This is a genomic window from Micromonospora sp. A202, from assembly GCF_006715105.1.
Lineage (GTDB): Bacteria > Actinomycetota > Actinomycetes > Mycobacteriales > Micromonosporaceae > Micromonospora > Micromonospora zamorensis.
Genome location: NZ_VFMP01000001.1, coordinates 899,214 through 924,358 on the forward strand (window position 1 = coordinate 899,214; position 25,145 = coordinate 924,358).

At 69.9% G+C, this 25,145-nt stretch carries 20 protein-coding genes; 14 read left to right on the plus strand and 6 right to left on the minus strand.

What is annotated here, in order from left to right; genetic code table 11:
- Positions 1 to 26 precede the first annotated feature (26 nt).
- The 11 genes from FBZ33_RS04280 (at position 27) to FBZ33_RS04330 (ending at position 11,832) form a co-directional block, all read left to right on the plus strand.
- The gene (locus FBZ33_RS04280; protein ID WP_088951494.1) at positions 27 to 515 is read left to right on the plus strand and encodes a Mov34/MPN/PAD-1 family protein; all 489 of its coding nucleotides are present in this window, start codon (positions 27 to 29) and stop codon (positions 513 to 515) included.
- Between the two features lie 65 nt (positions 516 to 580).
- Positions 581 to 913: a MoaD family protein gene (locus FBZ33_RS04285; protein WP_099850930.1), complete on the plus strand. Its 333-nt coding sequence runs from the start codon at positions 581 to 583 to the stop codon at positions 911 to 913.
- 11 nt (positions 914 to 924) lie between these two features.
- Positions 925 to 1,890, plus strand: coding sequence for a PLP-dependent cysteine synthase family protein (locus tag FBZ33_RS04290; RefSeq protein WP_099850931.1), 966 nt, complete (start codon positions 925 to 927; stop codon positions 1,888 to 1,890).
- A gap of 224 nt (positions 1,891 to 2,114) precedes the next feature.
- Positions 2,115 to 2,858 carry an MBL fold metallo-hydrolase gene (locus FBZ33_RS04295; protein ID WP_141908073.1) on the plus strand — a complete coding sequence of 248 codons (744 nt, stop codon included), beginning with the start codon at positions 2,115 to 2,117 and terminating at the stop codon, positions 2,856 to 2,858.
- A gap of 66 nt (positions 2,859 to 2,924) precedes the next feature.
- Positions 2,925 to 3,650, plus strand: coding sequence for a ribonuclease PH (rph, locus tag FBZ33_RS04300; RefSeq protein ID WP_099850933.1), 726 nt, complete (start codon positions 2,925 to 2,927; stop codon positions 3,648 to 3,650).
- Between the two features lie 52 nt (positions 3,651 to 3,702).
- A complete protein-coding gene (rdgB, locus tag FBZ33_RS04305; RefSeq protein WP_141908074.1) occupies positions 3,703 to 4,323 on the plus strand; it encodes an RdgB/HAM1 family non-canonical purine NTP pyrophosphatase in 621 nt (206 codons plus the stop codon).
- A gap of 109 nt (positions 4,324 to 4,432) precedes the next feature.
- Positions 4,433 to 5,701 carry an alginate lyase family protein gene (locus FBZ33_RS04310; RefSeq protein WP_141908075.1) on the plus strand — a complete coding sequence of 423 codons (1,269 nt, stop codon included), beginning with the start codon at positions 4,433 to 4,435 and terminating at the stop codon, positions 5,699 to 5,701.
- 199 nt (positions 5,702 to 5,900) lie between these two features.
- The gene (locus tag FBZ33_RS04315; protein WP_141908076.1) at positions 5,901 to 7,961 is read left to right on the plus strand and encodes an acyltransferase family protein; all 2,061 of its coding nucleotides are present in this window, start codon (positions 5,901 to 5,903) and stop codon (positions 7,959 to 7,961) included.
- A gap of 127 nt (positions 7,962 to 8,088) precedes the next feature.
- Positions 8,089 to 9,507, plus strand: coding sequence for an O-antigen ligase (locus FBZ33_RS04320; RefSeq protein ID WP_141908077.1), 1,419 nt, complete (start codon positions 8,089 to 8,091; stop codon positions 9,505 to 9,507).
- Positions 9,504 to 10,460: a glycosyltransferase gene (locus tag FBZ33_RS04325; RefSeq protein ID WP_141908078.1), complete on the plus strand. Its 957-nt coding sequence runs from the start codon at positions 9,504 to 9,506 to the stop codon at positions 10,458 to 10,460. Before FBZ33_RS04320 ends, FBZ33_RS04325 begins: the two co-directional genes overlap by 4 nt.
- A gap of 10 nt (positions 10,461 to 10,470) precedes the next feature.
- Positions 10,471 to 11,832 carry a lipopolysaccharide biosynthesis protein gene (locus FBZ33_RS04330; protein ID WP_185755207.1) on the plus strand — a complete coding sequence of 454 codons (1,362 nt, stop codon included), beginning with the start codon at positions 10,471 to 10,473 and terminating at the stop codon, positions 11,830 to 11,832.
- A gap of 56 nt (positions 11,833 to 11,888) precedes the next feature.
- Here FBZ33_RS04330 and hutH read toward each other — a convergent pair whose 3' ends face one another.
- Genes hutH through FBZ33_RS04360 form a run of 6 tightly spaced genes read right to left on the minus strand, consistent with a single transcriptional unit; the run spans position 11,889 to position 19,700 of the window.
- Positions 11,889 to 13,427, minus strand: a complete 1,539-nt coding sequence (hutH, locus tag FBZ33_RS04335) for a histidine ammonia-lyase (RefSeq protein WP_141908080.1) — start codon at positions 13,425 to 13,427, stop codon at positions 11,889 to 11,891.
- Positions 13,424 to 14,620, minus strand: coding sequence for an imidazolonepropionase (hutI, locus tag FBZ33_RS04340; protein ID WP_141908081.1), 1,197 nt, complete (start codon positions 14,618 to 14,620; stop codon positions 13,424 to 13,426). The genes hutH and hutI overlap by 4 nt, the downstream gene beginning before the upstream one ends.
- The gene (locus tag FBZ33_RS04345) at positions 14,617 to 15,984 is read right to left on the minus strand and encodes a formimidoylglutamate deiminase (RefSeq protein ID WP_141908082.1); all 1,368 of its coding nucleotides are present in this window, start codon (positions 15,982 to 15,984) and stop codon (positions 14,617 to 14,619) included. Before FBZ33_RS04345 ends, hutI begins: the two co-directional genes overlap by 4 nt.
- The gene (locus tag FBZ33_RS04350; RefSeq protein ID WP_141908083.1) at positions 15,975 to 17,177 is read right to left on the minus strand and encodes an allantoate amidohydrolase; all 1,203 of its coding nucleotides are present in this window, start codon (positions 17,175 to 17,177) and stop codon (positions 15,975 to 15,977) included. Before FBZ33_RS04350 ends, FBZ33_RS04345 begins: the two co-directional genes overlap by 10 nt.
- Positions 17,174 to 18,832 carry a urocanate hydratase gene (gene hutU, locus FBZ33_RS04355; RefSeq protein ID WP_141908084.1) on the minus strand — a complete coding sequence of 553 codons (1,659 nt, stop codon included), beginning with the start codon at positions 18,830 to 18,832 and terminating at the stop codon, positions 17,174 to 17,176. The genes FBZ33_RS04350 and hutU overlap by 4 nt, the downstream gene beginning before the upstream one ends.
- 16 nt (positions 18,833 to 18,848) lie before the next feature.
- The gene (locus FBZ33_RS04360; protein ID WP_141908085.1) at positions 18,849 to 19,700 is read right to left on the minus strand and encodes a MurR/RpiR family transcriptional regulator; all 852 of its coding nucleotides are present in this window, start codon (positions 19,698 to 19,700) and stop codon (positions 18,849 to 18,851) included.
- A 181-nt stretch (positions 19,701 to 19,881) separates the two neighbouring features.
- Here FBZ33_RS04360 and FBZ33_RS04365 point away from each other — a divergent pair, with 181 nt between their 5' ends.
- The 3 genes from FBZ33_RS04365 to FBZ33_RS04375 all read left to right on the plus strand — a co-directional run bounded on the left by FBZ33_RS04365 (position 19,882) and on the right by FBZ33_RS04375 (position 25,100).
- Entirely contained in the window at positions 19,882 to 21,786 is a 1,905-nt protein-coding gene (locus FBZ33_RS04365) for a trypsin-like peptidase domain-containing protein (protein WP_141908086.1), read from the plus strand.
- 617 nt (positions 21,787 to 22,403) lie between these two features.
- Positions 22,404 to 23,240, plus strand: a complete 837-nt coding sequence (locus FBZ33_RS04370) for a glycosyltransferase (RefSeq protein ID WP_185755208.1) — start codon at positions 22,404 to 22,406, stop codon at positions 23,238 to 23,240.
- 402 nt (positions 23,241 to 23,642) lie between these two features.
- Positions 23,643 to 25,100: a sugar transferase gene (locus FBZ33_RS04375; protein ID WP_141912400.1), complete on the plus strand. Its 1,458-nt coding sequence runs from the start codon at positions 23,643 to 23,645 to the stop codon at positions 25,098 to 25,100.
- The last annotated feature ends 45 nt before the right edge of the window (positions 25,101 to 25,145 follow it).

Genomic DNA, 25,145 nt, shown 5'->3' on the forward strand with positions numbered 1-25,145 from the left:
GCTCATCAGGCGTTAGGCTGGTGCTCGTGCTGAGCATCGACCGGTCGATCATCGACGCGATCGTCGCCCACGCGCGCCGGGACCACCCCGACGAGGCGTGCGGCGTCGTCGCTGGTCCCGTCGGCAGCGACACCCCCACCCGGCACATCCCGATGGACAATGCCGCGCGGTCGATGACCTTCTACGAGTTCGACTCGATGGAGCACCTGCGGGTGTGGCGGGAGATGGACGACCGGGACGAGGAGCCCGTGATCATCTACCACTCGCACACCGCCACGGAGGCATACCCGTCACGGACGGATGTCTCCTTCGCAGGCGAGCCGGGCGCGCACTACCTGCTCGTCTCGACCCGTGAGCCCGACTCGGAGGAGATTCGGTCCTTCCGGATCGTCGACGGTGTGGTGGCCGAGGAGCCGGTCCAGGTCGTGGAGGCGGGCGTCGACCCGCATGCGGTCCAGTCCTACATGTTCGGGCAGAGCCCGGCGACGGTCGACTACGAGTGTTCCGACCGCTGACCCGTCAGCGCCCGCACCCGTTCGTCCCGTCACCGTAGGCACACCCGATCGAGGAGCTCGACATCATGGCCATTGAGGTTCGCATCCCCACCATCCTGCGCAGCTACACCGGCGGCGCCAAGGTCGTCGACGGCAGCGGCGACACCCTCGCCGATCTGCTCACCGACCTGGACTCCCGCCACGGCGGTCTGCGCGGCCGGCTGATCACCGAGACCGGCACGTTGCACCGTTTCGTCAACGTCTACGTCAACGACGAGGACGTCCGCTTCCTCGGTGCGCTGGACGCCAAGCTCTCCGACGGCGACAGTGTGACCATCCTGCCGGCCGTGGCCGGCGGCGCGTTCGGCTTCGCCGCGGCTGCGGCGATCAGCTCGCACAGCGCCGTCGCGGCTCGCTGAGGTCGTCCGCCATGGCGCGGTACGACAGTCTGCTGGACGCCTGCGGGGGTACGCCGCTCGTCGGCCTGCCCCGGCTCTCGCCGACGGTGCCCGACGGGGCGCCACCGGTGCGGCTCTGGGCCAAGCTGGAGGATCGGAACCCGACCGGCAGCATCAAGGATCGCGCGGCGCTGTTCATGGTCCGTGCGGCGGAGGAGGCCGGCCGGCTCCGCACCGGTGACACCATCCTCGAACCGACCAGTGGCAACACCGGCATCTCGTTGGCGATGGTGGCCAAGCTGCGCGGTTACCGACTGGTCTGCGTGATGCCCGAGAACGTCTCCACGGAGCGGGTCCAACTGCTCCGGATGTACGGGGCCGAGATCATCTTCTCGCCGGCGGCGGGTGGTTCCAACCAGGCGGTCGCCACCGCCAAGCAGATCGCCGCAGAGCACCCCGACTGGGTGATGCTCTACCAGTACGGCAATGAGGCCAACGCCCGGGCGCACTACGAGACGACCGGGCCGGAACTGCTGCACGACCTGCCCACCATCACGCACTTCGTGGCTGGGCTGGGCACCACCGGCACGCTGATGGGCACCGGACGCTACCTGCGGGAGAAGGTCGACGGCATTCAGGTCGTGGCCGCCGAGCCGAGGTACGGCGAGGTGGTCTACGGCCTGCGCAACATCGACGAGGGGTACGTGCCGGAGCTGTACGACGCCTCGGTGCTTTCCCGGCGGTTCTCGGTCGGCACCCGGGACGCGGTGCTGCGTACCCGGCAGCTCGTGGAGGTGGAGGGCATCTTCGCCGGGTTCTCCACCGGGGCCATCCTGCATGCCGCGCTCGCGGTGGCGCACGAGGCGGTCCGTGACGGCCAGCGCGCCGACGTGGCTTTCGTGGTCTGCGACGGCGGGTGGAAGTACCTGTCCACCGGCGCGTACGGGGGCACGCTGTCGGATGCCGAGGACGCCCTGGAGGGGCAGCTCTGGGCCTGACCGACGTGGTCTTCCCGGGCACGGGCCGCCGATCCGTGTCGGCGGCCCGTGCCTTGTCCACGGCACCGTGAGCAGGTGTCACGTTCGTGACAACTTCGGTTGGATCATTCTTGCTGCCGGGCACCCCGGCGTAGGCTGCGCAGCGTGACGCACGCGTCGGTAGAGATCATGGCTGGGGCGACGGCCGCCACGGATGCTACTGACAGTGACAGCGAGACAACTCGATGCGACTGACCGTCCTCGGCTGCGCCGGCAGCTTTCCCGGCCCGGAGTCACCGTGCTCGGCCTACCTCGTCGAGGCCGACGGTTTCCGGCTCCTGGTCGACTTCGGCTCCGGGTCGCTGTCCAGCCTCCAGCGATACGCCGGGCTGCACGCCCCGGACGCGATCCTGCTGACCCACCTGCACTGTGACCACATCCTCGACGCCGTGACGTACGTGGTGGTCCGCCGGTACGCCCCGGACGGCCCCTACCCGGCGCTTCCGGTGTACGCGCCCTCCGGCGCACCGGACCGGCTCAGTGCCGCCTACGGCGACGAGGGCACCGTGGAGGACGTGTACCAGTTCTACGCCCTTCAGCCGGGCACCTTCCCGATCGGCCCGTTCACTGTCACCGTCGACCGGGTCAACCACCCCGTGGAGACGTACGGGGTGCGGCTGGAGCACGACGGTCGGTCCCTGTGCTACTCGTCGGACACGGCGTCCTGCGACGCGTTGCTGCGGCTGGCCCAGAACGCCGACGTCTTCCTCTGCGAGGCCAGCTACCTCGACGGGGTGGACAACCCACCGGACCTGCACCTGACCGGCCGGGAGGCCGGCGAGACGGCGACCAAGGCCGCGGTGGGTCGGCTGCTGCTCACCCACCTGGTCGCGGCCTGGGGCAGCGAGGCGCACACGTTAGAGTCGGCCGCCGCCGAGTACACCGGACCGATCGACGTGGTCCGGCCCGGCGCGAGTTACGACGTCTGACCTCCCGCGCCTTGCCGGCGGGACACCCCGGCGGAGGTGGAGGGTCGCACCGCATAGGGTGCAGGTATGGCGCGACCTGACGGGCGAGGGCCCTCTCAACTCCGACCGGTGACCCTGACCCGAGGCTGGAGCACCCATCCGGAGGGCTCGGTGCTCGTCGAGTTCGGTGGCACCCGGGTGCTCTGCACGGCGAGCGTCACCGAGGGGGTGCCCCGCTGGCGCAAGGGCTCCGGGCTCGGCTGGGTGACCGCCGAGTACGCGATGCTGCCGCGGGCCACCAACACCCGCTCCGACCGGGAGAGCGTCAAGGGCCGGGTCGGTGGTCGCACCCACGAGATCTCCCGGCTGATCGGCCGCAGCCTGCGGGCCAGCATCGACCTCAAGGCTCTCGGCGAGAACTCGATCGTGCTGGACTGCGACGTGCTCCAGGCCGACGGTGGCACCCGCACGGCGGCGATCACCGGCGCGTACGTCGCACTGCACGACGCGGTGGGTTGGCTCGCCGCCCGGAAGTCGTTGGCGGGTAAGCCGGAGAAGGTGATGCACCGGTCGGTGGCCGCGGTCAGCGTGGGCATCATCGCCGGCGAGGCGCGGCTCGACCTCTGTTACGAGGAGGACGTCGCCGCCGAGGTGGACATGAACGTGGTATGCACCGGCGCGGGTGACTTCGTCGAGGTGCAGGGCACCGGTGAGGCGGGCGTGTTCGCCCGCGACCAGCTCGACAGTCTGCTCGACCTGGCCGTTGCCGGCTGCGCCGAGTTGGCCGAAGCCCAGCGGAAGGCACTCGGGTGAGCGTGAGGAGTGAGCTTGCGAGCCCCGCAGTCGCGAACAAAGGTGTCTCAGCATGAACAAGGTCCTGCTCGCCACCCGTAACCGCAAGAAGCTGGTCGAGCTTCAGCGGATCCTGGACGGCGCGCTCGGCGCGCACCGGATCGCCCTGCTCGGGCTGGACGACGTCGAGCAGTACGCGGAGCTGCCGGAGACCGGTCTTACCTTTGGCGAGAACGCGCTGATCAAGGCGCGAGAGGGGTGCCGGCAGACCGGGCTCCCGACGATCGCCGACGACTCCGGCCTCGCGGTCGACGCGCTCAACGGGATGCCGGGGGTGTTCAGCGCCCGCTGGTCCGGTCGACACGGCGACGACCAGGCCAACCTTCAGCTGGTGCTGGACCAGATCGGCGACGTGCCGGACGAGCAGCGGGCGGCGTCGTTCGTCTGCACCGTGGCGTTGGTGCTGCCCGGCGGCAAGGAGCACCTGGTCGACGGCCGGCAGTCCGGGCGGGTGCTGCGTGCCCCGCGCGGCGATGGTGGGTTCGGCTACGACCCGATCTTCCTGGGCGACGGACAGGACCGGACCAACGCCGAGCTGACCCCGGCGGAGAAGGACGCCATCAGTCACCGGGGGAAGGCGCTGCGCGAGCTGGCCAAGCTGATCGCCAAGGTGCTGCCACCGTCCGCAAGCTGAGACCGGGCGTGTCCGGATGTCGCCCGCGGGTGGCGGAGCGGCCCGTCGATGGCATGTACTGATCTCGGGAGTCCGGGGCACCGGCTTGGCAGGTTGTCGGGGAGACAGGATGGCATGGGCCGGTAGGCGCGGCGTGCTGGCGGCACTGATGGGGGTAGGCCTCCTGGCCGGAAGCGGTGCTCTCCTGGCGTTCACATCCGACGCGCCCGAGAGCAAGGCATCCGGTGCCTGGGTCGTCGACCCCATTCCGCCAACGCCGCCGTTGACCGAGTCGCGCGATCCCCGCAGCGGGTTCGTCCACCCTGGCGTGCTGGTGACCAGTGAGCAGTTGAACTTCGTGAGCCGCAAGGTCAGGGCTGGCGAGGAGCCCTGGCGTTCGGCCTGGCTCGCCATGCAGCGCAGCCAGTACGCCGAGCTGTCCTGGCGCCCGCGCCCGGTGACCACCGTGAACTGCGGCTTCTACTCGCAGCCGGACACCGGATGCACCGCGGAGGCCGAGGACGCGGTGGCCGCGTACACCCATGCGCTGATGTGGTGCTTCACCCGAGACCGCAGGTACGCCGACAAGGCCATCGGCATCCTGGACGCCTGGTCCGGTGTGCTCAAGGAACACACCAACTCCAACGCGCCGCTGCAGGCGGGGTGGGCTGGGGCAACCTTCGCGCGAGCCGCGGAGCTCATCAAACATACCTACACCGGCTGGGATCCCCGTCGGTTGGCCCGTACCGAGCGGATGCTCAGGACGGTCTACCTACCGGTGGTGCTCCGCGGTACCGACGGCACCCGGGCCGGGAACTGGGAGCTGATAATGCTCGACGCGGCGGTCGGCATTTCGGTCTTCCTCGACGATCGCGCCTCGTTCCTCAAGGCGATCGAGAAGTGGCGACTACGCCTACGGGCGTATGTCTATCTGAGCGGCGACGGCCCCATGCCGTACGCGCCGCCCGGGGACGCCTTCACGAAGTCGCAGCTCACCGACTACTGGGGCGGGCAGAAGCTGCTCGTCGACGGGCTCGCACAGGAGACCTGCCGAGACTTCCTGCATACCGGTTGGGGTCTCGCGGCAGCGGCGCACGTTGCCGAGACGGCGTGGATCCAGGGCCGGGACCTGTACGCCGAGGCGCGCGAGCGGTTGACCCGTGCGTTGGAATTCCACATGGGGTTCGAGCTGGGCAAGTCGGTGCCGTCCTGGCTGTGCGGGGGTCGACTCGTGACCGGGTTGGCGCCCTCGCCTGAGATCGCCTTCAACCACTACACCACGAGGACAGGGCTCGACCTGCCGAACACCAGGCGGATAGTGGAGGCGGACCGACCCGCCGGACCACCAGCGTACTTCTTCGCCTGGGAGACGTTGACCCACGCGGGAAACCCGAACTGACGGCACCGGGTGGCGGGCCACCGGACATGCCGGATCACGGTCCGCGACAGCGTGTCCGAATGGGAGCCACAGCGGCAAGCGGAGCGACGATCCCCGGGTAGAAGAACGGCCTGACAGCCGTATACCCTCGCCGTCGCCACCACTCTGTGGCGGGTGGCCGCTACGCGCCCCCTTACCCCTACCGCCGTGGTGAGGCACAGTGACGGATTCGAAGCGGACCTCCCGTGGACTTCTGCGACCGGAGATCCAGGCATTGCGGGCACTCGCTGTGCTCCTGGTGGTGCTGTTCCACTTCTGGCCGCATCGGATTCCGGGCGGATACGTCGGTGTCGACGTCTTCTTCGCGATCAGTGGCTTCCTCATCACCGCTCACCTGGTGCGGGAGGTGGAGAAAAACGGATCAGTTCGCCTCCGCACCTTCTGGGCACGCCGGATCCGACGCCTTTTGCCGGCCTCTCTGCTCGTGCTCGTCGCCACCGCGGGGGCCGTCTTCATCTGGGTGCCGCAGCTCTACTGGCCGCAGATTCTCCGCGAGATCGCGGCAGCGACGCTCTACGTCGAGAACTGGCAACTGGCTCACGACGCCGTCGACTACCTCGCCGCGGAGAACGTCCGGTCGCCGGTGCAGCACTACTGGTCGCTGTCCGTCGAGGAGCAGTTCTACCTGATATGGCCCATCTTGATCGTGCTCGCCGTCCTGGTCGCCCGCCGGGTCCGGCGAACGGACCCGATCGGCGCGATCCGAGTCACGCTAGCCCTGATCGTCGCGGCCTCCTTCGCCTACTCCGTCTACGAGACGTCGGCGAACAGCGCCGCCGCCTACTTCGTCACACCAACCCGCGCCTGGGAGTTCGGGGCCGGCGCGATGCTCGCGACCCTGCCGGGGCTCGGTCGGTCGGCGAGTGACCGCACCCGTGCGGCAGTCTCGTGGCTGGGGCTGCTCCTGATAGGCGTGGCCGCTTTCGTTCTCCACTCCGGGACACCCTTCCCGGGCTATGCCGCGGCGCTGCCGGTCGTCGGCACGCTCGCCGCCATCTGGGCCGGCGCTCCCAGCCCGCGCTGGTCGCCTCTCCGGCCGATGGCGTCGGCGCCGGTGCAGAAGCTCGGCGACTGGTCGTACTCCATATATCTCTGGCACTGGCCGCCCATCGTGATATTCGAGCTGGCCACCGGCGACAAGATGACCTGGCCGGTCAATTTCGTCGTCATCGCCGGTGTGGTGGCACTCGCCGCGCTGACCAAGCGGTTCGTGGAGGACCCGGTGCGGTTCGGCGTGTTCACCGGTGGGCGCCGGCTGTGGCCGCAGTACGCGGCCGCAGCGATGTCGATGGTGCTGGTCCTGTCCGTCGTCGTCGCCGGTAACCGACTGCTCGAACAGAGCAGTCAGGCGAACACCTCGCGTCTTGAGCAGTTGTTGGCCGCGGGTACGCCGTGCCTCGGCGCGGATGCCAGGGTCGAGGCCCAGCGTTGCGAGAACGGCGCCCTCGGCCGGGAGATGTTCCCCGAGATGTCGATGCTCACCAAGGACACCGGCTCCGCGTACCGCTGCTATGACCAGGAGCCGGGCGCGAAGCTCACATCGTGCCGAGTCGGATCGGAACGGCCCGACGCGACCAGGGTCGCGCTCGTTGGAGACTCGCACGCGGCGATGCTCATCCCGGCGATCGAGGGTCAGCTGGACTCCCGAAACTGGGCCGTCGACACCTATGTCGCGCGTGGATGCATCTGGGCACAAGTGGGGGCCGCTGATCAGTCCGATCCGTGCTATGCGCGGCGGCACGCAATGATGCAGCGGCTTGGCGACGGCCCGAAGTACGATCTCGTGATCCTGAGTGGGAAGCGCAGTGCGAGCGCCGACCCCCGAGCGGCCGCAGGTCAGATCCGGAGATACGTCGAGGCGTGGCGTCCGGTGTTGGAGCGGGGAACCAGGATCGTCGTGGTGGTGGACAACCCGGCGCTCGGCGCGACAGACCTCGGCTGCCTCGTCGACGACGCGGCGAACGGTGGGGATCCGATGCGGTGCGCCGTCGACCGGCAGGCCGCGCTCGGCACCCGGGACGCCCTTGAGGAGGCCGCGAAGCGGACCGACGGCAAGGTGCAGATGGTCGACCTCACCGACCTGTTCTGCACCGCGACCCGGTGTGCGTTGGTGATCGGCAATGTCATCGTCTACCGCGATGCGCACCACTTGACGGCGACCTACGCGCGGACCCTCGGGCCCCACCTCGTTGAGCGCGTCGCGGCACGCCTCGCGCTGTGACGCCGAGCCGCGACACCGTCACTTTTGGGGCGGTCGTCGGTCGGTCAGGCCGTCGACCAAGGCGACCTCTATCGGTTATGGCGCTCGCGTATAGTGCCCCGAGGGATAACGCTGAGAGGATCATGAAATGGACATAATGCCTCGAAAGGCGGCGACGGCTCCGATCAAGGACAGTGGCCGGCGACTCGGGCGTTATCCGTGGGCGGCTGCCCAAATAATGGCTGCGCTCGCCATGATGTTTATCGGCGTTAAGTCGTTCTTCGACATTTTCGGCGAGAAGGTCGCAGCGGACACCGTTGACGCCGGCATGGTGGCGACGGTGATTGGCGCCCTCCTCATGGTGGGTTCATTCGTCGCCACGATCATCGCGCTGAAGCGTTTTCCGACCACTCTGGCGCCTTCGGTTCTCGCGGTGCTGATTCTGGGTCTGTTCTCTATTGTCGGCCTGCTCGCGATATCTGCGCGAGCGGACTTCGTCCAGATCTTTGCCACGGCGGACGTGCGCGAGATCTTCGGTCCGCACGTCTCGCCGAAGAGCGGAGTCATCACGCAGGGTGCCCAACTCGCGGTCGGGTTCGCGCCGATCGCGTTGTTGGCGGTCATGTTCGTCAAGCCGGACTGGTTCTCGCTCGAGCGGCTGCGTTGGGTGCTGCTGCTCGTGATCCTCGGTGCCGTCGCGCACTCGGTGATCGCCTGGCTGCAGGTCGTCGGTGTGGTCCCGTACACCTACTTCTTCAATCTGATGAGCGGCAAGGTCGGGCGGGCGTCGGGAGGCTACTTCCACCCGGCCTCCCTTGGCCGGCTCCTGATTTTCGCGGTGTACATCCTCTACGCCGCTGGCGGCCGGCTACGTTTCGGTGCGGCGGCCCGCTACGGCGTTGTCGCATTCCTGGCCGCCACCGCGGTCGTCAGCACGCACCGGATAACCATCCTCTGTGTGGCGTTGGTGATCGTCGCGTTCGAGCTGCGCCGGCTCCCCGATCTTGTTCGGCAGATTTCCGACCTGCCGTTCCGCACCGCCGTCTGGGGAGCCGCCGTCCTCGTCGTTCTGATGGTGCTGGGGGCGATCCGTTGGGGAGGCTATCTGTGGGACCGTGCACTTTTCCTCCTCACGCAGGTCGGTTCGCTCAATCCCACCAACGATGAGTTCCTGCACGGTCGCGGGCAGATCTGGTTCCGCGTGGCGGAGGTATGGCAGGACGCGCCGTGGGATGTCTGGCTCATCGGGCTCGGCTACGAACCGTGGAACACCCACGCGGACCCGTTGCGGATTTTCGTGGTATGGGGCTTGCTCGGACTTATCCTGATGGCGATCATCTTCGTCAACCTTTGGCGGATGACGAAGCGAGCGATCACGGTTGAGGCCAGATGGATGCTCACAATCCTCTACGTCCTGACGGTGATTTCTGCCATGACGCAGAAGCCGACCTCCTACTCGTACTTCATGTGGTTGTTCTTCCTTTCCCTCATGCTTCTCGTCAGATTCTTCCCCGTTGCGAGCGCGCCGGTGGGCGTGCCTACTGATGCTGATGGTGATCATAGATGAACTCCCCCCTGTTCATTTCGTGGAAGCGTTATCAGCGTCGTTCCGACGTGCTCGCGGAGGCGTTGGGCGCCGAGGTGGCCTGGCGACCGTCCAAGGCGACACCGAAGGCCCTTCGTCCCTTCGACTACCTCGCCCACACGCGAAACGATCTCAAGCTGCTCCGCTCGCGTCGGCCGTCCTTCGTGGTTGCGCAGGCACAGCCCCATCTGTCCGCGCTGGCGCCCTATCTCGGCAAGGTTCCTTACATCGTCGACGCGCACAACGGGCAGTTCCAGTCGTGGTGGCGCCGGGTTCCCAGCACCGCCTCGATCCTGCGCGGTGCGCGACTTGTCCTGACCCACACCGAAGAGGCCGATGCCATCGCCCGTGCGGAGTTCCCGGGCCTGCGCACGCTCGTTGTGCACGATCCACTTCGAGAGATCCGTCCCGCGGCGCCACGGGACTGGGTGTTCGTCGTGGCCACCGTCGCCCCGGACGAGCCGATGGACGTCCTCATCGACGCGATCGAGGCGATGCCCGACGTCACCTTCACGACCACCGCACCACTGCACCGGTTGCCGCCGCCGCTTCGTGAGCGCGCGGAGCGCCTGCCCAATTTCACCACCCTGGGCTTTCTCGACCTCCCCGACTACGAGGCGGCCGTCGCCGCCGCGCGCGCGGTCGTCGTGCTGACCGACCGCGACGCCACGCAGCCCAGTGGCGCCTGCGAGGCGTTGAGCGCGGGCCGACCGCTGGTCCTGTCCCGCACCCGGACCACCGAGGCCCTGTTCGGAAGCTTCGCCACGCTCGTCGCCAACCAGAGCGATGCCCTGGTCGCCGGCGTTCGGCACGCTATCGCCGACGATCCGGCCGCGGCTGGGCGGATCGCGTCTGCCCGCGCTGCGTGGATGAGTCGGACGGATGCCGAGGTGGAGACATTGCGATCGCACGTGCCGGCCACGGCAACCGCGTGACGGTCGGACGATGACCGGAGTCGAGGTGCAGACCGGTACGGCGACCGCCGGTCGGCCCAGCGGCATGGCACGCCGCCTTCGCCAGCTGGGGCTGCTCGGTATCAGCCAGGCCGGCGTCACCGTGATCGCGTTCCTCACCCAGGTGCTGCTCGCCCGCACCCTGCCCAAGGCCGACTTCGGCGCCTTCATGGCGGTGATGTCCCTGGTAACGCTGGCTGGGCCGCTGGCCATCTTCGGGGTCGCCGAGTTCTGGCTACAACGGTTCGGGCGCGAGGGTCCCCGGGCGTTCCGTTGGGTGCGGCCATCCATTGCTCTGGTCGTGGTCACGTCCGGTGTGCTGGTCGCCGCGCTCGTCGGTTGGGGGCTGCTCGACCGGCACGATCCCGGCACGGGCGATCTGCGGATCGGGCTCGCCCCGATCATCCTTTCGCTTGTCGCCATGGCGCTGTCCGGGTCGGTCCTGCAACTGCAGGGCGCCTACGGGCGGCTCGCGGCGCTGCAACTGGCGCCGCAGGTTGGGCGACTCGTCGTGGCGGTCCTGACCCTGTCCTTCGGGTTGTCGGCGCTCATGGTGGTGCTGGGCTACGCACTCGTGGCTGCCGTCACGGTGGCCATGAGTGTCCTGGTGATCGCACCGTTCTGGTATGGGCGGGCGACGTTGGAGGGCCACTCGTCGGTGCTCCGTCGCCCGACGCGGCCACCCCGGGCGCGCCACCTGGTCGCTGCGACGTGGCTGTTCCTGCTGGGCAGCCTGTTCTACCAGCTCGGCATGCAACTGGGCGTCATTGTCTCCGCGGAGTTCCTGAGTTCGGAGTCCGCCGCAGTGCTCGCGGTGCCCATGACGCTGTTGACCGCGATCTATCTTCTGCCGCGCATCGTCTATCAGCAGTACTTCCTGGCCAAGCTGCACCGGTGGTCCCGCTCCAACCGCAGCGCTGTCCTCATCGCGTACCGCGCCGGCACGGTCGGAATGATCGGCCTCGGCTTGCTTCTCGGCGCCGTCGTCGCGTTGGCCGGCCGTTACGCCATCCCCCTGATCTTCGGCCCGGAGTATCGGACGTCCGTTCCCGTGATGGCCATCCTCGCGCTGGCGATCCCACTGCGCTTCGGTGCGGCCAGTGTCGAGTCGCTGCTGATGAGCGGCGGTCTGGTGCGGCAGAAGGTGCTGTACCAGGGGCTGGGCTCGCTCGCCTACCTGGTCGCGCTGGCCACCGCGATCCCACTGTTCGGCGTCGCTGGCGCCGCCTGGGCGACGGTACTGTCCGAGGCGATCGTGCTCGTCCTGTTCTGGGTGCGAGCCAAGCGTGATGTCGTGGCGGGCGCCGAACTGCCCTCCTGGGCGGAGATCCGACAAACGGTCGTCAGGAGCTAGCGGCTTCGACGGGTGGTCCGGCAGGCCCCGACGCCAGGCGTCGGGGCCACCGGTCGTCAGGCCAACGGGCCGATCTCCCGTTCGATGGCGGCGCGCAACTCCGGCCCGGCGACGACGGCGCGGGCCGCCTCCATCACCGGGGCGAGGAACACGTCCGGGCCGGGCTCGCCGGCAGCCGGGCCGAGCGCCGCGACGGCCGCCCGCCCGGCCGCTGACGGTTCCAGCGGGGCGCGCAGTTGCAGCCCGCGTACGCCGGCCAGCAGCTCCACCGCGAGCAGGCTGGTGAGATTGTCCAGCACGGTGCGCAGCTTCTTGGCCGCGGCCCAGCCCATCGAGACGTGGTCCTCCTGCATGCCGCTGGTGGGCAGGGAGTCCACCGAGGCGGGGGCGGCCAGCCGACGGTTCTCGGCGACGATCCCCGCCGCCGTGTACTGGGCGATCATCAGCCCGGAGTTGACCCCGGCGTCGGGGGAGAGGAACGCCGGCAGTTCCCGGGAACGGGTGACGTCGAGCAGCCGGTCCACCCGACGCTCGGCGATCGCGCCCACCTCGGCCGCGGCGATGGCCAGGAAGTCCGCGGCGAAGCCGAGCGGCGCGCCGTGGAAGTTACCTGTCGACTCGACCCGCCCGTCCGGCAGCACCACCGGATTGTCCACAACCGACACCAGCTCCCGACCCGCGACAGTGCGGACGAAGTCCAGGGTGTCGCGGGCCGCGCCGGCCACCTGCGGGGCACACCGCATCGAGTACGCGTCCTGCACGGCGTGCGCCAGGTCGTCGCGGTGCGAGTCCATCACCCGGGAGTCCTGCAACAGCCGGTGGATGTTCGCCGCCGACGCCGCCTGGCCGGGGTGCGGCCGGATGGCGTGCAGCTCGGGCAGGAACGGTCGCTCGGAGCCGAGCATCGCCTCGATGGCCAGCGCGGCCGTCACGTCGGCCATGGCGAACAGGTGCGCCGCGTCGTGGATGGCCAGCAGCAGCATGCCGAGCATGCCGTCGGTGCCGTTGATCAGCGCCAGCCCCTCCTTGGCTGCCAGCTCGATCGGCTTGAGCCCGGCGGCGGTCAGCGCGTCGGCCGCGTCCTGCCGCTCGCCGGCCGGGCCGAGGACCCAGCCCTCACCAAGCAGCACCAGCGCGCAGTGCGCCAGCGGCGCCAGGTCACCGGAGGCGCCCAGCGAGCCGTGCTCCGGCACCCACGGGGTGATGTCGTGGTTGAGCAGGTCGACCAGGGCCTCGGCGACCAGCGGCCGGACCCCGGAGCGGCCGAGGGCGAGCGACCGGACCCGCAGCACCATCATGGCCCGGACCACCTCGCGCGGCATCGGGGCGCCCACCCCGGCGGCGTGCGACCGGATCAGCGCGTGTTGCAGCTCAGCCCGCCGCTCGGGGGCGATGAAGGTGTTGGCCAGCGCCCCGAACCCGGTGGAGACCCCGTAGACGGGACGGCCGGACGACTCGATGCCGTCCACGATGGCCCGACTGGTCGCCATGGCGTCGATGGTGGCCGGGTCGAGGACGATCGTGGCGCTGCCGCGGGCCACCGCGAGAACGTCGTCGGCGGAGATGCCGGTGGGTTGGATGGTCACGGTCGTCATGGCGTTACTCCGTTGCGCATTACCTGGCGGATCAGGGGGACACCGGGCCGGTAGGCCAGGTGCAGGTAGGACGGCGCGTCCAGGACCACGAGGTCGGCCCGCGCGCCGGGGGTGAGGACACCGATGTCGTCGCGGCGCAGCGCCCGCGCGCCACCGGCGGTCGCGGCCCAGATCGCCTCCGCCGGGGTCATCCGCATCTCGCGGACCGCCAGGGCCACACAGAACGCCATCGACGAGGTGTACGAGGAGCCGGGGTTGCAGTCCGTCGCCAGCGCCACGGTCACACCGGCGTCGAGCAGCCGGCGGGCGTCCGGGTACGGCGAGCGGGTGGAGAACTCCGCGCCGGGAAGCAGGGTCGCGACGGTGCTGGTGTGCGGACCCTCGTGGCACATGCAGTCGACCAGGGAGGACGCGAGCGCGTCGACATCGGCGTCGGACAGGTAGGTGCAGTGGTCCACGCTGGCCGCGCCCAGCTCCACGCCGAGCTGCACGCCCGGTCCGGGGCCGAGCTGGTTGGCGTGCACCCGCACACCGAGCCCGACGGCCTGCCCGCAGGCCAGGATCGCCCGGGCGTGATCCACGTCGAAGGCACCCCGCTCGCAGAACACGTCGATCCACTTGGCGTGCGGCGCGGCGGCGGCCAGCATCGGCCCGCAGACCAGCCCCACGTAGTCGTCCGGGCGGTCGGCGTACTCGGCGGGGACCACGTGCGCGCCGAGATAGGTGGTGTCCTCGGTGAACTCGGCGGCGATCCGCAACGAGCGGGCCTCGTCGGCGACGGTCAGCCCGTACCCACTCTTGATCTCCATGGTCGTGGTGCCCTGGCGCAGCGCCTCCCCGCGCAGCCGGCGCACGGTGGCCCGTAGCTCTTCGTCGGTGGCGGCCCGGGTCGCTCCGACAGTGGTCCGGATGCCGCCGCCGGTGTAGGGCTCACCGGCCATCCGGGCGGCGAACTCGGCGGCGCGATCCCCGGCGAAGACCAGGTGGGCGTGGCTGTCCACGAAGCCGGGCAGCACGGCCGCCCCGCCAGCGTCGAGTCGCCGGTCAGCCGCCGGCGCGTACGCGGACGGCCCGACCCAGACCACCCGACCCTCCTCGACCAGCACTGCCGCGTCCCGGCGAATGCCCAGCGGGCCCTCACCGGCACCGTTGGTGACCAGTTCCCCGATGTTGTCGACCAGCATGCTGCTCATGAGGGCGTGACCGCCTCGATCGACGCCGACAGCTCGGCCGGCACGTCCACGCTCAGGTGCCGGCCGTCGGCCACCACCACCCGACCGTCGACGACGACCTGTTCGACGTCCGCCGCGGAGGCCGTGAAGAACACACCCACCGGCGGCACCCCGGCGGTGCGGGCGGTGTCCAGCCGTACCGTCACCAGGTCGGCGCGGGCGCCGAGGGCGATCCTCCCGGCGTCGGCCCAGCCCAGCGCGGCGTGCCCGGCGGACGTGGCGGCCGTCAGCAGGTCGACCGGCGCGAAGTGGCCCCGTCGGCGGGTCCGCAGGCGCTCGTCCAGCTCCACCGCCCGGGCCTCCTCGAACAGGTCGACCACCGCGTGACTGTCGCTGCCCAGGCTCAGCCGGATCCCCGCGTCGGCCATCCGGCGGGCCGGGCCGATGCCGTCGGCGAGGTCCCGCTCGGTGGTCGGGCAGAGGCACACCCCGCTCCGGCTGTCGCCGAGCAGTGTCAGGTCGGCGCTGGTCGGGTGGGTGGCGTGCACGGCGGTGGTGTCCGGCCCGAGCACACCGTGCTCGGCGAGCAGCGCGGTGGGCGTACGCCCGTGCACGGCCCGGCACTCGTCGTTCTCGGCGGGCTGCTCGGAGAGGTGCACGTGCAGAGGTGCCCGCCGCTCCCGGGCCCAGTCGGCGACCGTGCGGAGCTGGTCGGCCGGGACGGCCCGCACCGAGTGCACGGCCGCGCCGACCCGGACGTGGGAGTCCGTCGGCTGGAACGCCGATGCCCGTTGCGCCCAGCGGGCCGCGTCGCCGTCGCCGAACCGGCGCTGCGGGCCGGCGAGCGCGTGACCGTCCACGCTGGAGGTCAGGTAGCAGGTGTCCAGCAGGGTCAGCCGGATCCCGGCGTGCGCGGCGGCCTCGACGAGCGCCGCGCCCATCTCGTTCGGGTCGTCGTAGGCGCCGCCGTCGGGCCGGTGGTGCAGGTAGTGGAACTCGCCCACACAGGTGATCCCGGCCAGCGCCATCTCGGCGTAGACCGCGCGGGCCAGGGCGAGGTAGGTGTCGGGATCCAGGCGGTCCGCCACCGCGTACATCTGGTCCCGCCAGGTCCAGAAGTCGCCCCGACCGCCGTGGGTACGCCCACGCAGAGCCCGGTGGAAGGCGTGTGAGTGCACGTTGGACAGGCCGGGCAGGGTCAGGCCGGGCAGCGGCACCGCGTCGGCGTGCACCTCGACCCCGGACGGTGGCTGACTCTCGGGCGTCAGTGGCGTCACTGCGCTGATCCGGCCGTCCTCGACCTCGATCAGCACGTCGGGTGTGGGTTCGGCGTGCTCGGGCAGCCAGGCGTACTCGGCGAGCCAGCGGGTCGGTGTCACCGGCATGTCAGCTCCTTCAACACCTGGGCCAGCGCCCGTACCCCGGCGGCACAGTCGTCGTCGGTGGCCGCCTCGGCGGGGGAGTGCGACACCCCGGTCGGGTTGCGCACGAAGAGCATCGCGGTGGGCAGGTGCCCGGCGAGCACACCCGCGTCGTGTCCCGCACCGGTGGGCAGCACCGGCGCGTCGAGCAGCGCGGCCAGCCGTTGGGCCAGCCCGCCGTCGAAGGCGACCAGCGGGGTCGCCGACTCCTCGGTGACCGTCACCGCCGTACCGTCGCGCCGCGCCCGCTCGGCGAGTTTGCCGCGCACCGCCTCCACCAGACCGGAGAGGGTCTGCGGGTCGGCGGCCCGGGCGTCCAGCCAACCGGTCACCCTCGACGGGATGGCGTTGGTGGCGTTGGGTTCGACGGAGACCCGACCCACTGTGGCGTGCGCGCCCCGCAGCCGGGCCTCCTTGTTGGCCGCCAGCACCGTGAACGCGTACGTCAGCATCGGGTCGCGGCGGTCGGCCATCCGCGTGGTGCCCGCGTGGTTGCCCTCGCCGTCGACGTCGAAGCGCCACCGGCCGTGCGGCCAGATCGCGCTGGCCACCGCGACCGGCGCGTCGGTGTCGACGAGCGCGCGGCCCTGCTCGACGTGCAACTCCACGAAGGCGCCGAACCGGCCCAGCAACTCCGGGCGGGCGCCCGCCGGTTTGTCGCCGAGCGCCTCGGCGAAGCTCACCCCGGCCGCGTCGCGCAGGCCGGCCGCGCGCTCGGGCGGCAGCGCCCCGGTGAGCAGCCGCGACCCCAGGCACGGTACGCCGAAGCGCGCACCCTCCTCCTCCACGAACGCCGCCAGCACCAGCGGCCGGTCCGGGGTCACCCCGGCGGCGCGCAGCTCGTCCACGGCGAGGAACGCGCTGACGATGCCGAGCGGCCCGTCGTACGCCCCGCCGTGCGGCACCGAGTCGAAGTGGCTGCCGGTGAGCACGGCATCCTGGCCCTCCGGGTCACCCCAGTGGGCGAAGAGGTTGCCGTTGCCATCCTCGGTGACCGGCATGGCACGTTGCTCAGCCTGTGCGCGGAACCAGCCGCGCAGCTCGATCTCCGGGGCGGTCAACGCGTACCGCAGGTAGCCGCCGCTGTCGGCGTCCCGCCCAACCGGCGCGATCTCGTCCCACAACTCCCGGAACCGGGCAGCAAGGTCGTCGCTCATGCCGGTCCGCCTTCCGTCATCGGCACCCGGACCCCGGTGCGGTCGGCGACCTCGCGGGCCGAGTCGTAGCCGGCGTCGACGTGCCGGATGACGCCCATCGCCGGGTCGTTGGTGAGCACCCGCTCGATCTTCTGACCGGCCAGGGCGGTGCCGTCGGCCACGCACACCTGCCCGGCGTGGATCGACCGGCCGATGCCCACCCCACCGCCGTGGTGGATGGACACCCACGAGGCGCCGCTGGCGGTGTTGACCAGGGCGTTGAGCAGCGGCCAGTCGGCGATCGCGTCGGAGCCGTCGGCCATGCCCTCGGTCTCCCGGTACGGGCTGGCGACGCTGCCGGTGTCCAGGTGGTCCCGGCCGATCACGACCGGCGCGGAGAGCTCGCCGGAGGCGACCATGTCGTTGAACCGCACACCCGCCTTGTCCCGCTCGCCCTGACCGAGCCAGCAGATCCGGGCCGGCAGGCCCTGGAAGGCGACCCGCTCGCCGGCCAGCTTGATCCAACGGGCCAGCGACTCGTTCTCCGGGAACAGCTCCAGGATTGCCCGGTCGGTGGCCGCGATGTCGGCCGGGTCGCCGGAGAGCGCCGCCCACCGGAACGGGCCCTTGCCCTCACAGAACAACGGCCGGATGTACGCGGGCACGAAACCGGGGAAGTCGAAGGCGCGCTGGTAGCCACCGAGCTGCGCCTCACCGCGGATGGAGTTGCCGTAGTCGAACACCTCGGCCCCGGCGTCGAGGAAGCCGACCATCGCCTCGACGTGCTTCGCCATCGACGCCCGGGCCCGGTCGGTGAACTCGGCCGGCTTCGCCGCGGCGTAGTCCCGGGCGTCGTCCAATTCCACCCCCACCGGCAGGTACGCCAGTGGGTCGTGCGCGCTGGTCTGGTCGGTCACGATGTCGATCTCGACGCCACGGGTGAGCAGCTCCGGGAAGACCTCGGCGGCGTTGCCGACCACGCCGACGCTCAGTGCCCGGCGATCCCGCTTCGCGGCGAGGACCCGCGCGACCGCGTCGTCCAGGGAGTCGGCGACCTCGTCCAGGTAGCGGTCGTGCACCCGACGGTCGAGCCGGGTGCGGTCCACGTCGACGATCAGGCAGACGCCGCCGTTCATGGTGACCGCGAGGGGCTGCGCGCCGCCCATCCCACCGCAGCCGGCGGTCAGCGTCAGCGTCCCCGCGAGAGTGCTGTTGAACCGCTTGGCGGCTACCGCCGAGAACGTCTCGTAGGTGCCCTGGAGGATGCCCTGAGTGCCGATGTAGATCCACGAACCGGCGGTCATCTGCCCGTACATGGTCAGGCCCAGCTGCTCCAGCCGGCGGAACTCCGGCCAGGTCGCCCAGTCGCCCACCAGGTTCGAGTTGGCCAGCAGCACCCGGGGTGCCCACTCGTGCGTACGCATCACCCCGACCGGGCGACCCGACTGCACCAGCATCGTCTCGTCCTCACGCAGGTCAGTCAGCGTGCGAACCAACGCGTGGTACGACGGCCAGTCCCGTGCCGCCTTGCCGGTGCCGCCGTAGACCACCAGGTCGTCGGGGCGTTCGGCCACCTCGGGGTCGAGGTTGTTCATCAACATCCGCAGGGCGGCCTCCTGCGGCCACCCGCGGGTGGTGAGCTGGCTGCCCCGAGCGGCGCGGACGGGCTGGGTCATCTCTGGTCTCCTCCGGTCATCCGAGGAACAACTGTCGGCGGGCCGCGGAGGCTTCGAACGCCTCCAGTCGGCGTTGGGTGTCGGCCGGCGCGGCGTCGCAGATCGCCTGCAACAGCACCATGGCCAGGGTCATCGGGGCGGTGTGCAGGTCGAAGACGAGCTGCGCGCCGACCGCGGCGGGGAGCACCACGTCGGCGTGCTCGGTGGCCGGGCTTACCGGTGAGTCGGTGATCGCCACCACGGTCAGCCCGGCGGCGCGGGCGTCGCGCAGCGCGTCCAGGGTCTCCCTGGGATAGCGGGGCAGCACGAAGGCGAGCACGGCGGACGCCCCGGCCTCGGCCGCCTGCTCCAGGCGGTCGGTGAGCAGGCTGCCGCCATCGTCGAGCACCCGCACGTCCGGGTGCACCTTGGCGGCGAAGTAGGCGAAGTACGCGGCCAGCGGCGCGGCGGCGCGCAGGCCGAGCACCGGCAGCGGGCGGCTCTCGGCGAGCAACCGCCCGGTCTCGGCGATCCGGTCCCGGTCGGCGAGCTGACCGGACAGTCGGTCCAGGTTGCCCATCTCTGCGCGTACCGCCTGTTGGAGTTCGTTGCCGGCGTCCGTGGACCCGCCCGGTGTCGCGGCCGTGAGGTCGCGCAGCCGGCGGCGCAGGGCCGGGTAGCCGTCGTGGCCGAGCGCGACGGCGAAGCGGGTGACCGACGGTTGGCTGACCCCGGCCAACTCGGCGACCTCGGCGGCGGACAGGTACGCCACGGCGGGAGCGTGCTGCACGAGACAGTGCGCGATCCGGCGCTGCGTGGGGGTGAGGCGCACCCCGTCGAACAGGTCGAGTATCTGCTCGACCGGCCGCCCGTCAGCTCCTTCATTCACGCGATGACTCTATGCATGAAAACTTTCATAGGGCAACCGTCTCGTGTCGGCCGGACGTTTTGCTGACTGGCCGGCTAGCCGACCGGCGGACGACCGCCCTAGCGTCCCCTCTGTAGGATCCGCACGGCGGTCGAGCAGAGGAGTGCGCATGCAGTCGGTTGGCCCGTACCGGTTCACCCACATGTTGGGCACCTGCCCTGTGGGAAAGGCCTGGGCTGCCATCGACGAGCAAGGCCGTTTCGTGACGGTGGCCGTGCTGGACGCCGTGGCGGCGAACACGCCCGGCTGGCGGGAAGCCTTCTCCGGCACCGCCAACGCCATGTCGCAACGGCCGGGCGGCCAGGCCTTCACGTACGCCGACTTCTTTGCCGATGAGCCATGGGCGGCCTACCCGGCGGAGGTCGGCCCGGGCGCCGAGAAGTTGTTCCGCGCGCTGGGGCAGGAATATCACCCCGTGCCGACGGAGAAGAATGGCTCCACGGAGCCGGTCAGCGAAGTGCCGCGGCAGGCCTCCGGGCCTCCGCACCCGGTGTCCGGCCCTCCGCAGCAGGTCTCTGCGCCGCCACAGCCCGTCTCCGGTGTTCCGCAGCCGACGTCCGGCGCGCCGCTCGCGCCGTGGGCGCTGCATGCCGGAGAGCTGCCCACGGTGCCGCCTGCGCCGAACCCGCCGTCCGCCGCCGACGCGCCTCAGTCCCCGGCGCCGGTGTCTGCCGCTCCGGCAGATCCGCCGTCGTACGATCCGTTCCGCGCCCCGGTTCGGCGCATCAAGCCGTCAGAGCCGCCCCGGCGGCGCACCGGGCTCTGGGCGGGGCTGGCCGCGCTCGCGCTGGTGGCGGCCGTGGGCAGTGGTGCGGCCATCTGGGGGATCGCCGGCACGGACGAGCCCGATCCATACGTTCCACCGACGGCCGCCGCCGCGACGGCATCCGCTACCGTCGCTCCGATCGACCCGGCGTTGAAGCCGTGGGCGCAGGCCCCCCTGTACAGCCCGGAGGAGAAGGCCCTCGCGGTTGCCGCACCGTCGCTGGTCTTCGTCGAGGCGGTTTTCACCGGATACGTCCGGGACGCCAGGACGAACGCCTTGGTGTACCCCGAGCCCGTCTCCTTCATCCGTCGGTGCAGTGGTTTCCTGGTGACTCCCGACGGCCATGCGGTCACCAACGGATCCTGCGTCAAGCCGGCCGAGGGGCACGCCCGTTGGCTCGCCGTCGACGCGTTGGCCAGGGTTCTCCTGCAGAAGAAGCAGCTTCCAGGCGGCCAGATCTCCGCCTATGTCGAGGCAAACCTCGGCAAGGTGCGGTTCACCGGCGTCGAGCCGGGCACCGAGCCGACCACTGCGCTTTACGGCCAGCTCAACAGGGCCAAGGGCAACGCGGTGGAGGAGCCGGCCATCAAGGCCGAGGTCGTCCGGAGCCTGCCCGAAGACAGTGGCAACACCGCCCTGATCAAGCTTGCCCGAGGCAATCTGCCCGCGGTGGAACTCAATCCGTCGGCCAGCCTCGCAGAGGGCGCCACGGTGCGTATCCTCGCCTTCGCGACCTCCGACGCCGTCTTCCGCAACGCCGCGTACCGCCCTCAGTCGAGGTTGGTGACGATCACTGGGACGAGCCAGCGCGGGCCGATCTCGATCTACCTCGTCAATGAGGACCTGGGTGCGGCGTCGCACGGGGGCATCGCCCTCGATTCCGCAGGTGAGGTCGCTGGTCTGGTCTACCAGGATCAGGCGCGGCCGGACCGCGCGAACCGAGCGATCCTGCCAGCGTCAACGATCAGCGCGCTGCTGAGCGAGGCTGGGGTCGCCAACACGCTCGGCGACACCGACAAGGTTTACCGCAGCGGGCTGGACGCGTACTTCCGAGGGGACTCGTCCGGCGCCGTCACGCAGTTGGGGAAGGCGGCCGCCGAGACGCCCGACAACGTGCTGGCGCAGGCATACCGGCAGAACGCCGCCGAGCGTCAGCGGTTGGAGAGCGCGTCGCGGGAGCAGTCCGACACCCTGGTTCTGGTGCTGGTCGGGTGCTCGGGCGTGTTGCTCATCGCCCTCGCCATCCTTGTCGTGCTGCTCATCCGGCGCCGCGGCCGGTAACCACTGGTCACACAATTCGCGGATCGGACACATCGGAGCATAGGCGGCGTATTTTGCCGTCAGCAATCCCTCTTATTGGTCATTCATCCTCAGTAGACAATCCGTACTGTCGAAAAGATTAGATGTTCGATTGAGGGCGATCCCGCCGTACGGTGCTACTTCGCTCGCCGACTTCGGCAGAGTTTTCAGCCCGTGTCCATCGGGGTGCTGGCCAGCGAATCCCCATTGCTGGGTCCCGTTTTTCGGTCGACATCCTGGCTGCCGCTAGGTGATGGTGTGCGGGTGCGGCGATCGCTATACTCCGTCTTGTTGCGCGAAGGACCTTCATTGTCGTCGATCAAGGGAACGGTCCTGCGAACGCGTCGCTGAAATCGCCGCGATTGGTGGCTTTTCATGGGGGTGGCGAAGGTGGGCGTGTCGGATCGTCGTGTCATGCGGGCCGGCGGGGTTGGTCTGTTGGGTGGCCCAGGTGGTCCGGGCGGACTACGAAACGGCTTCCGTCCGTGACGAGCCACCCCGCCTACTCGCCTCCCTCCGTGCACGACTCCGCTGGCGGCAGCCTTTCTTCGGAACGAGGCTCCCCGCAGTCGATGATCGACGGGCCGACGGAGCCGGCGATGCCGGTTGTCGACGCCTCGACGCTCCCGCTGATGCGGGCAGCGGAGCAGGTCAACCCTGCCTTCTCGGTGTGCATCGCTGTCCGGGACCGGCCCGAGCTTCTGGTGAAGTCCATCCAGAGTGTACTCGCCGGCAGTTTCAGCGACTTCGAGCTCATCGTGGTCGACGACGGCTCGGCCGTCGCCGTGCGGGACGGGTTGGCCGCAGCGGGCCTGCTCGCCGACGAGCGGATCCGCGTTCTCAGGCAACAGCCGACGGGGATCAGCGCGGCCCGAAACGCCGCCCTGCGTATTGCCCGCGGCAGAGTGGTCACCGTGCTCGACTCGGACGACGAGTTGGCACCCGACGGCCTAGCCAGGCTGCATGACTTCCTTGCTCGGACGGATGCACGCTGGGTCTACACCGACTACGAGGAGGTCGTCGGCGATTCGACGAAGGTGATCAGGCTGCCCTCCTATCGTGATCCCCGTCGGATGCTCCGGTCCGTGCTGACCCGGCCCCGGTTGCCGTTCAAGCATTCCGGCATGACCATCGACCGTGAGTTGTTGCTGCAGCTCGGCGGGTACGACGAGCAGATGACGATCAAGGTGGATGTCGAGCTTGTCCTGCGCGCCCTCAGCAACGGGGTGCACCTGCAGCGGCTTGACGAGCCGATCGTTCGATTTCAACGGCACAGCGGCAGCATCAGCCGGCGACGCGTCGCCGGTCTCGTCGCGTGGCGCAAGATGATCAAGATGTACAGCCGTCCACACGTTCCGGGCCTCGCGCTGTGCATCGTGACGGTGCGTGCGGTGAGTGAGATCGGCAAATGGGCGATCACCGCCGCCGGGCGGTGATCCGCCGTCCAACGAGCCCGCAGCGGAACGGCTCACCCACCGATATGTCCAAACACGACAGTGCGGTTGGCTGTGCCGGCGGCCCCCGCGAGACCTGTCGGGCCGGCCTCCCCCTTTCGAAACCAGCGCTTGAGGCAAACGCCGACATCTGGCGTGTTAATGCGGAGTTGCGGGTTCACCGCTACGGGGTGAAGAACTGATCGAGCTATAGCAGGAGCACCCGAACCGCCACTAGGCAGGACGTCTTTCTGGCGCATAGTGTGCACGCGCGATCTCCCGACGGGGGCGACATGGGAAAGGAAGGTCGTGTCCGCACATACTCAGTTCCTCTCGGCTGTCACCTCACAGCAGAGACCGACTTTCGACCCTGACCTGGGGGTGATCACGCCCCCCTCCAACGGCATGGCCCGGTCGGTGTTCGCGCGTCCGGTCGCTCCTCGGGCCAACTGGCGCCGCCGCTACGTGGCCTGGCTGGTCCTGCTCGACATGCTCGCGGCTCTGGCCGCCAGCCGGACGGTCGTCGCCCTGCTGGCCGACGCCGACGCCGGTTTCTGGGACCAGCGGGTGCTCGGGAACGTCAGCTCCTTCAGCCTCGCGGCCTTTGTCGGCGTCCCGCTGGGCTGGCTGATTCTGCTCGTCGCCTCCGGGGCGTACGACCAGCGTGCGCTCGGGCTGGGCACCGAGGAGCTCAAACGGGTAGCCCGCGCCAGCCTCGCGATGGCCGCCACCGTCTCGTTCCTGGCGCTCGGCTTCAAGAAGGACCTGTCCCGGGCGACGGTTGCTGCCATCATCATCTGCCTGCTGCTCTACACGCTGGTGGTTCGGTTCGCCGCCCGCGTGGTGCTGCGGCGGATCCGGCGTACCGGGCAGGCATCGCAGAAGGTGCTGCTGGTCGGTCGTCTCGTCGACGCGCTCGCGGTGCATGAGGTGGTGACCCGTAACTACGGGGCCGGGCTGCACCCGGTCGCCATCCACCTGCCACACCACCCCCGCCCCGGCGAGCGGGTGAACGCCCCGGTGCCGGTGTACGTGGGCTGGGATCTGGTCCCACTGGTCCAGCAACTTGGCGCGGACACCATCGCGGTCTGCGGCCCGGCAAGCCTGGAGTCGTACGAGCTTCGCAAGCTCGCCTGGCAGTTGGAGGGCACCGGCCTGAACCTGGTGGTGGTCCCCCAGGTCACCGACGTCACTGGTCCCCGCATCCACGTCCGGCCCATCGAGGGCCTTCCCCTGCTCAACGTGGACGAGCCGACCATCTCCGGTCTCTCGTTGTTGGCCAAGAGCATCCTGGACCGTGTGACCGCGCTGGTCGGGCTGGTGCTGCTGAGCCCGGTGCTGCTCGCCATCGCCCTGGCCATCAAGTTCAATGATCCGGGGCCGGTGATGTTCCGGCAGACCCGGATCGGCCACGAGGGTCGCGCGTTCAAGGTCTGGAAGTTCCGGACGATGTACACCGACGCCGAGCAGCGGCTGGCAGCCCTGCAGCATCGGAACGAGAGTGATGGCCTGCTCTTCAAGATGAAGGACGACCCTCGGGTCACCCCGATCGGCCGGCACCTGCGGGCGCTCTCCCTCGACGAACTGCCCCAGCTGATCAACGTGCTGAGCGGGCAGATGTCGCTGGTCGGCCCGCGCCCACTGCCCACAGAGGACGACGACTACCGCGGTGACGTCCGTCGACGGCTGTTGGTGCGGCCTGGCATCACCGGCCTCTGGCAGATCTCCGGCCGCTCCGACCTCACCTGGGACGACGCGGTCCGGCTGGACCTGCACTACGTGGACAACTGGTCACTGGTGTACGACCTCGCCATCCTCTGGAAGACGGCCAGCGTGGTGCTGGCCCGGCGTGGGGCGTACTGACCGACCCGATCACCGGTGGTTCCCGGCAGGGCCACAGACATACAG

Coding starts and splice junctions, on each gene's coding strand:
- FBZ33_RS04285 (WP_099850930.1), top strand. CDS start 581: ATGGCCATTGAGGTTCGCATCCCCACCATCCTGCGCAGCTACACCGGC.
- FBZ33_RS04290 (WP_099850931.1), top strand. CDS start 925: ATGGCGCGGTACGACAGTCTGCTGGACGCCTGCGGGGGTACGCCGCTC.
- FBZ33_RS04295 (WP_141908073.1), top strand. CDS start 2,115: ATGCGACTGACCGTCCTCGGCTGCGCCGGCAGCTTTCCCGGCCCGGAG.
- rph (WP_099850933.1), top strand. CDS start 2,925: ATGGCGCGACCTGACGGGCGAGGGCCCTCTCAACTCCGACCGGTGACC.
- rdgB (WP_141908074.1), top strand. CDS start 3,703: ATGAACAAGGTCCTGCTCGCCACCCGTAACCGCAAGAAGCTGGTCGAG.
- FBZ33_RS04310 (WP_141908075.1), top strand. CDS start 4,433: ATGGCATGGGCCGGTAGGCGCGGCGTGCTGGCGGCACTGATGGGGGTA.
- FBZ33_RS04320 (WP_141908077.1), top strand. CDS start 8,089: ATGGACATAATGCCTCGAAAGGCGGCGACGGCTCCGATCAAGGACAGT.
- FBZ33_RS04325 (WP_141908078.1), top strand. CDS start 9,504: ATGAACTCCCCCCTGTTCATTTCGTGGAAGCGTTATCAGCGTCGTTCC.
- FBZ33_RS04330 (WP_185755207.1), top strand. CDS start 10,471: ATGACCGGAGTCGAGGTGCAGACCGGTACGGCGACCGCCGGTCGGCCC.
- hutH (WP_141908080.1), bottom strand. CDS start 13,427: ATGACGACCGTGACCATCCAACCCACCGGCATCTCCGCCGACGACGTT.
- hutI (WP_141908081.1), bottom strand. CDS start 14,620: ATGAGCAGCATGCTGGTCGACAACATCGGGGAACTGGTCACCAACGGT.
- FBZ33_RS04345 (WP_141908082.1), bottom strand. CDS start 15,984: ATGCCGGTGACACCGACCCGCTGGCTCGCCGAGTACGCCTGGCTGCCC.
- FBZ33_RS04350 (WP_141908083.1), bottom strand. CDS start 17,177: ATGAGCGACGACCTTGCTGCCCGGTTCCGGGAGTTGTGGGACGAGATC.
- hutU (WP_141908084.1), bottom strand. CDS start 18,832: ATGACCCAGCCCGTCCGCGCCGCTCGGGGCAGCCAGCTCACCACCCGC.
- FBZ33_RS04365 (WP_141908086.1), top strand. CDS start 19,882: ATGTTGGGCACCTGCCCTGTGGGAAAGGCCTGGGCTGCCATCGACGAG.
- FBZ33_RS04370 (WP_185755208.1), top strand. CDS start 22,404: ATGCCGGTTGTCGACGCCTCGACGCTCCCGCTGATGCGGGCAGCGGAG.
- FBZ33_RS04375 (WP_141912400.1), top strand. CDS start 23,643: ATGGCCCGGTCGGTGTTCGCGCGTCCGGTCGCTCCTCGGGCCAACTGG.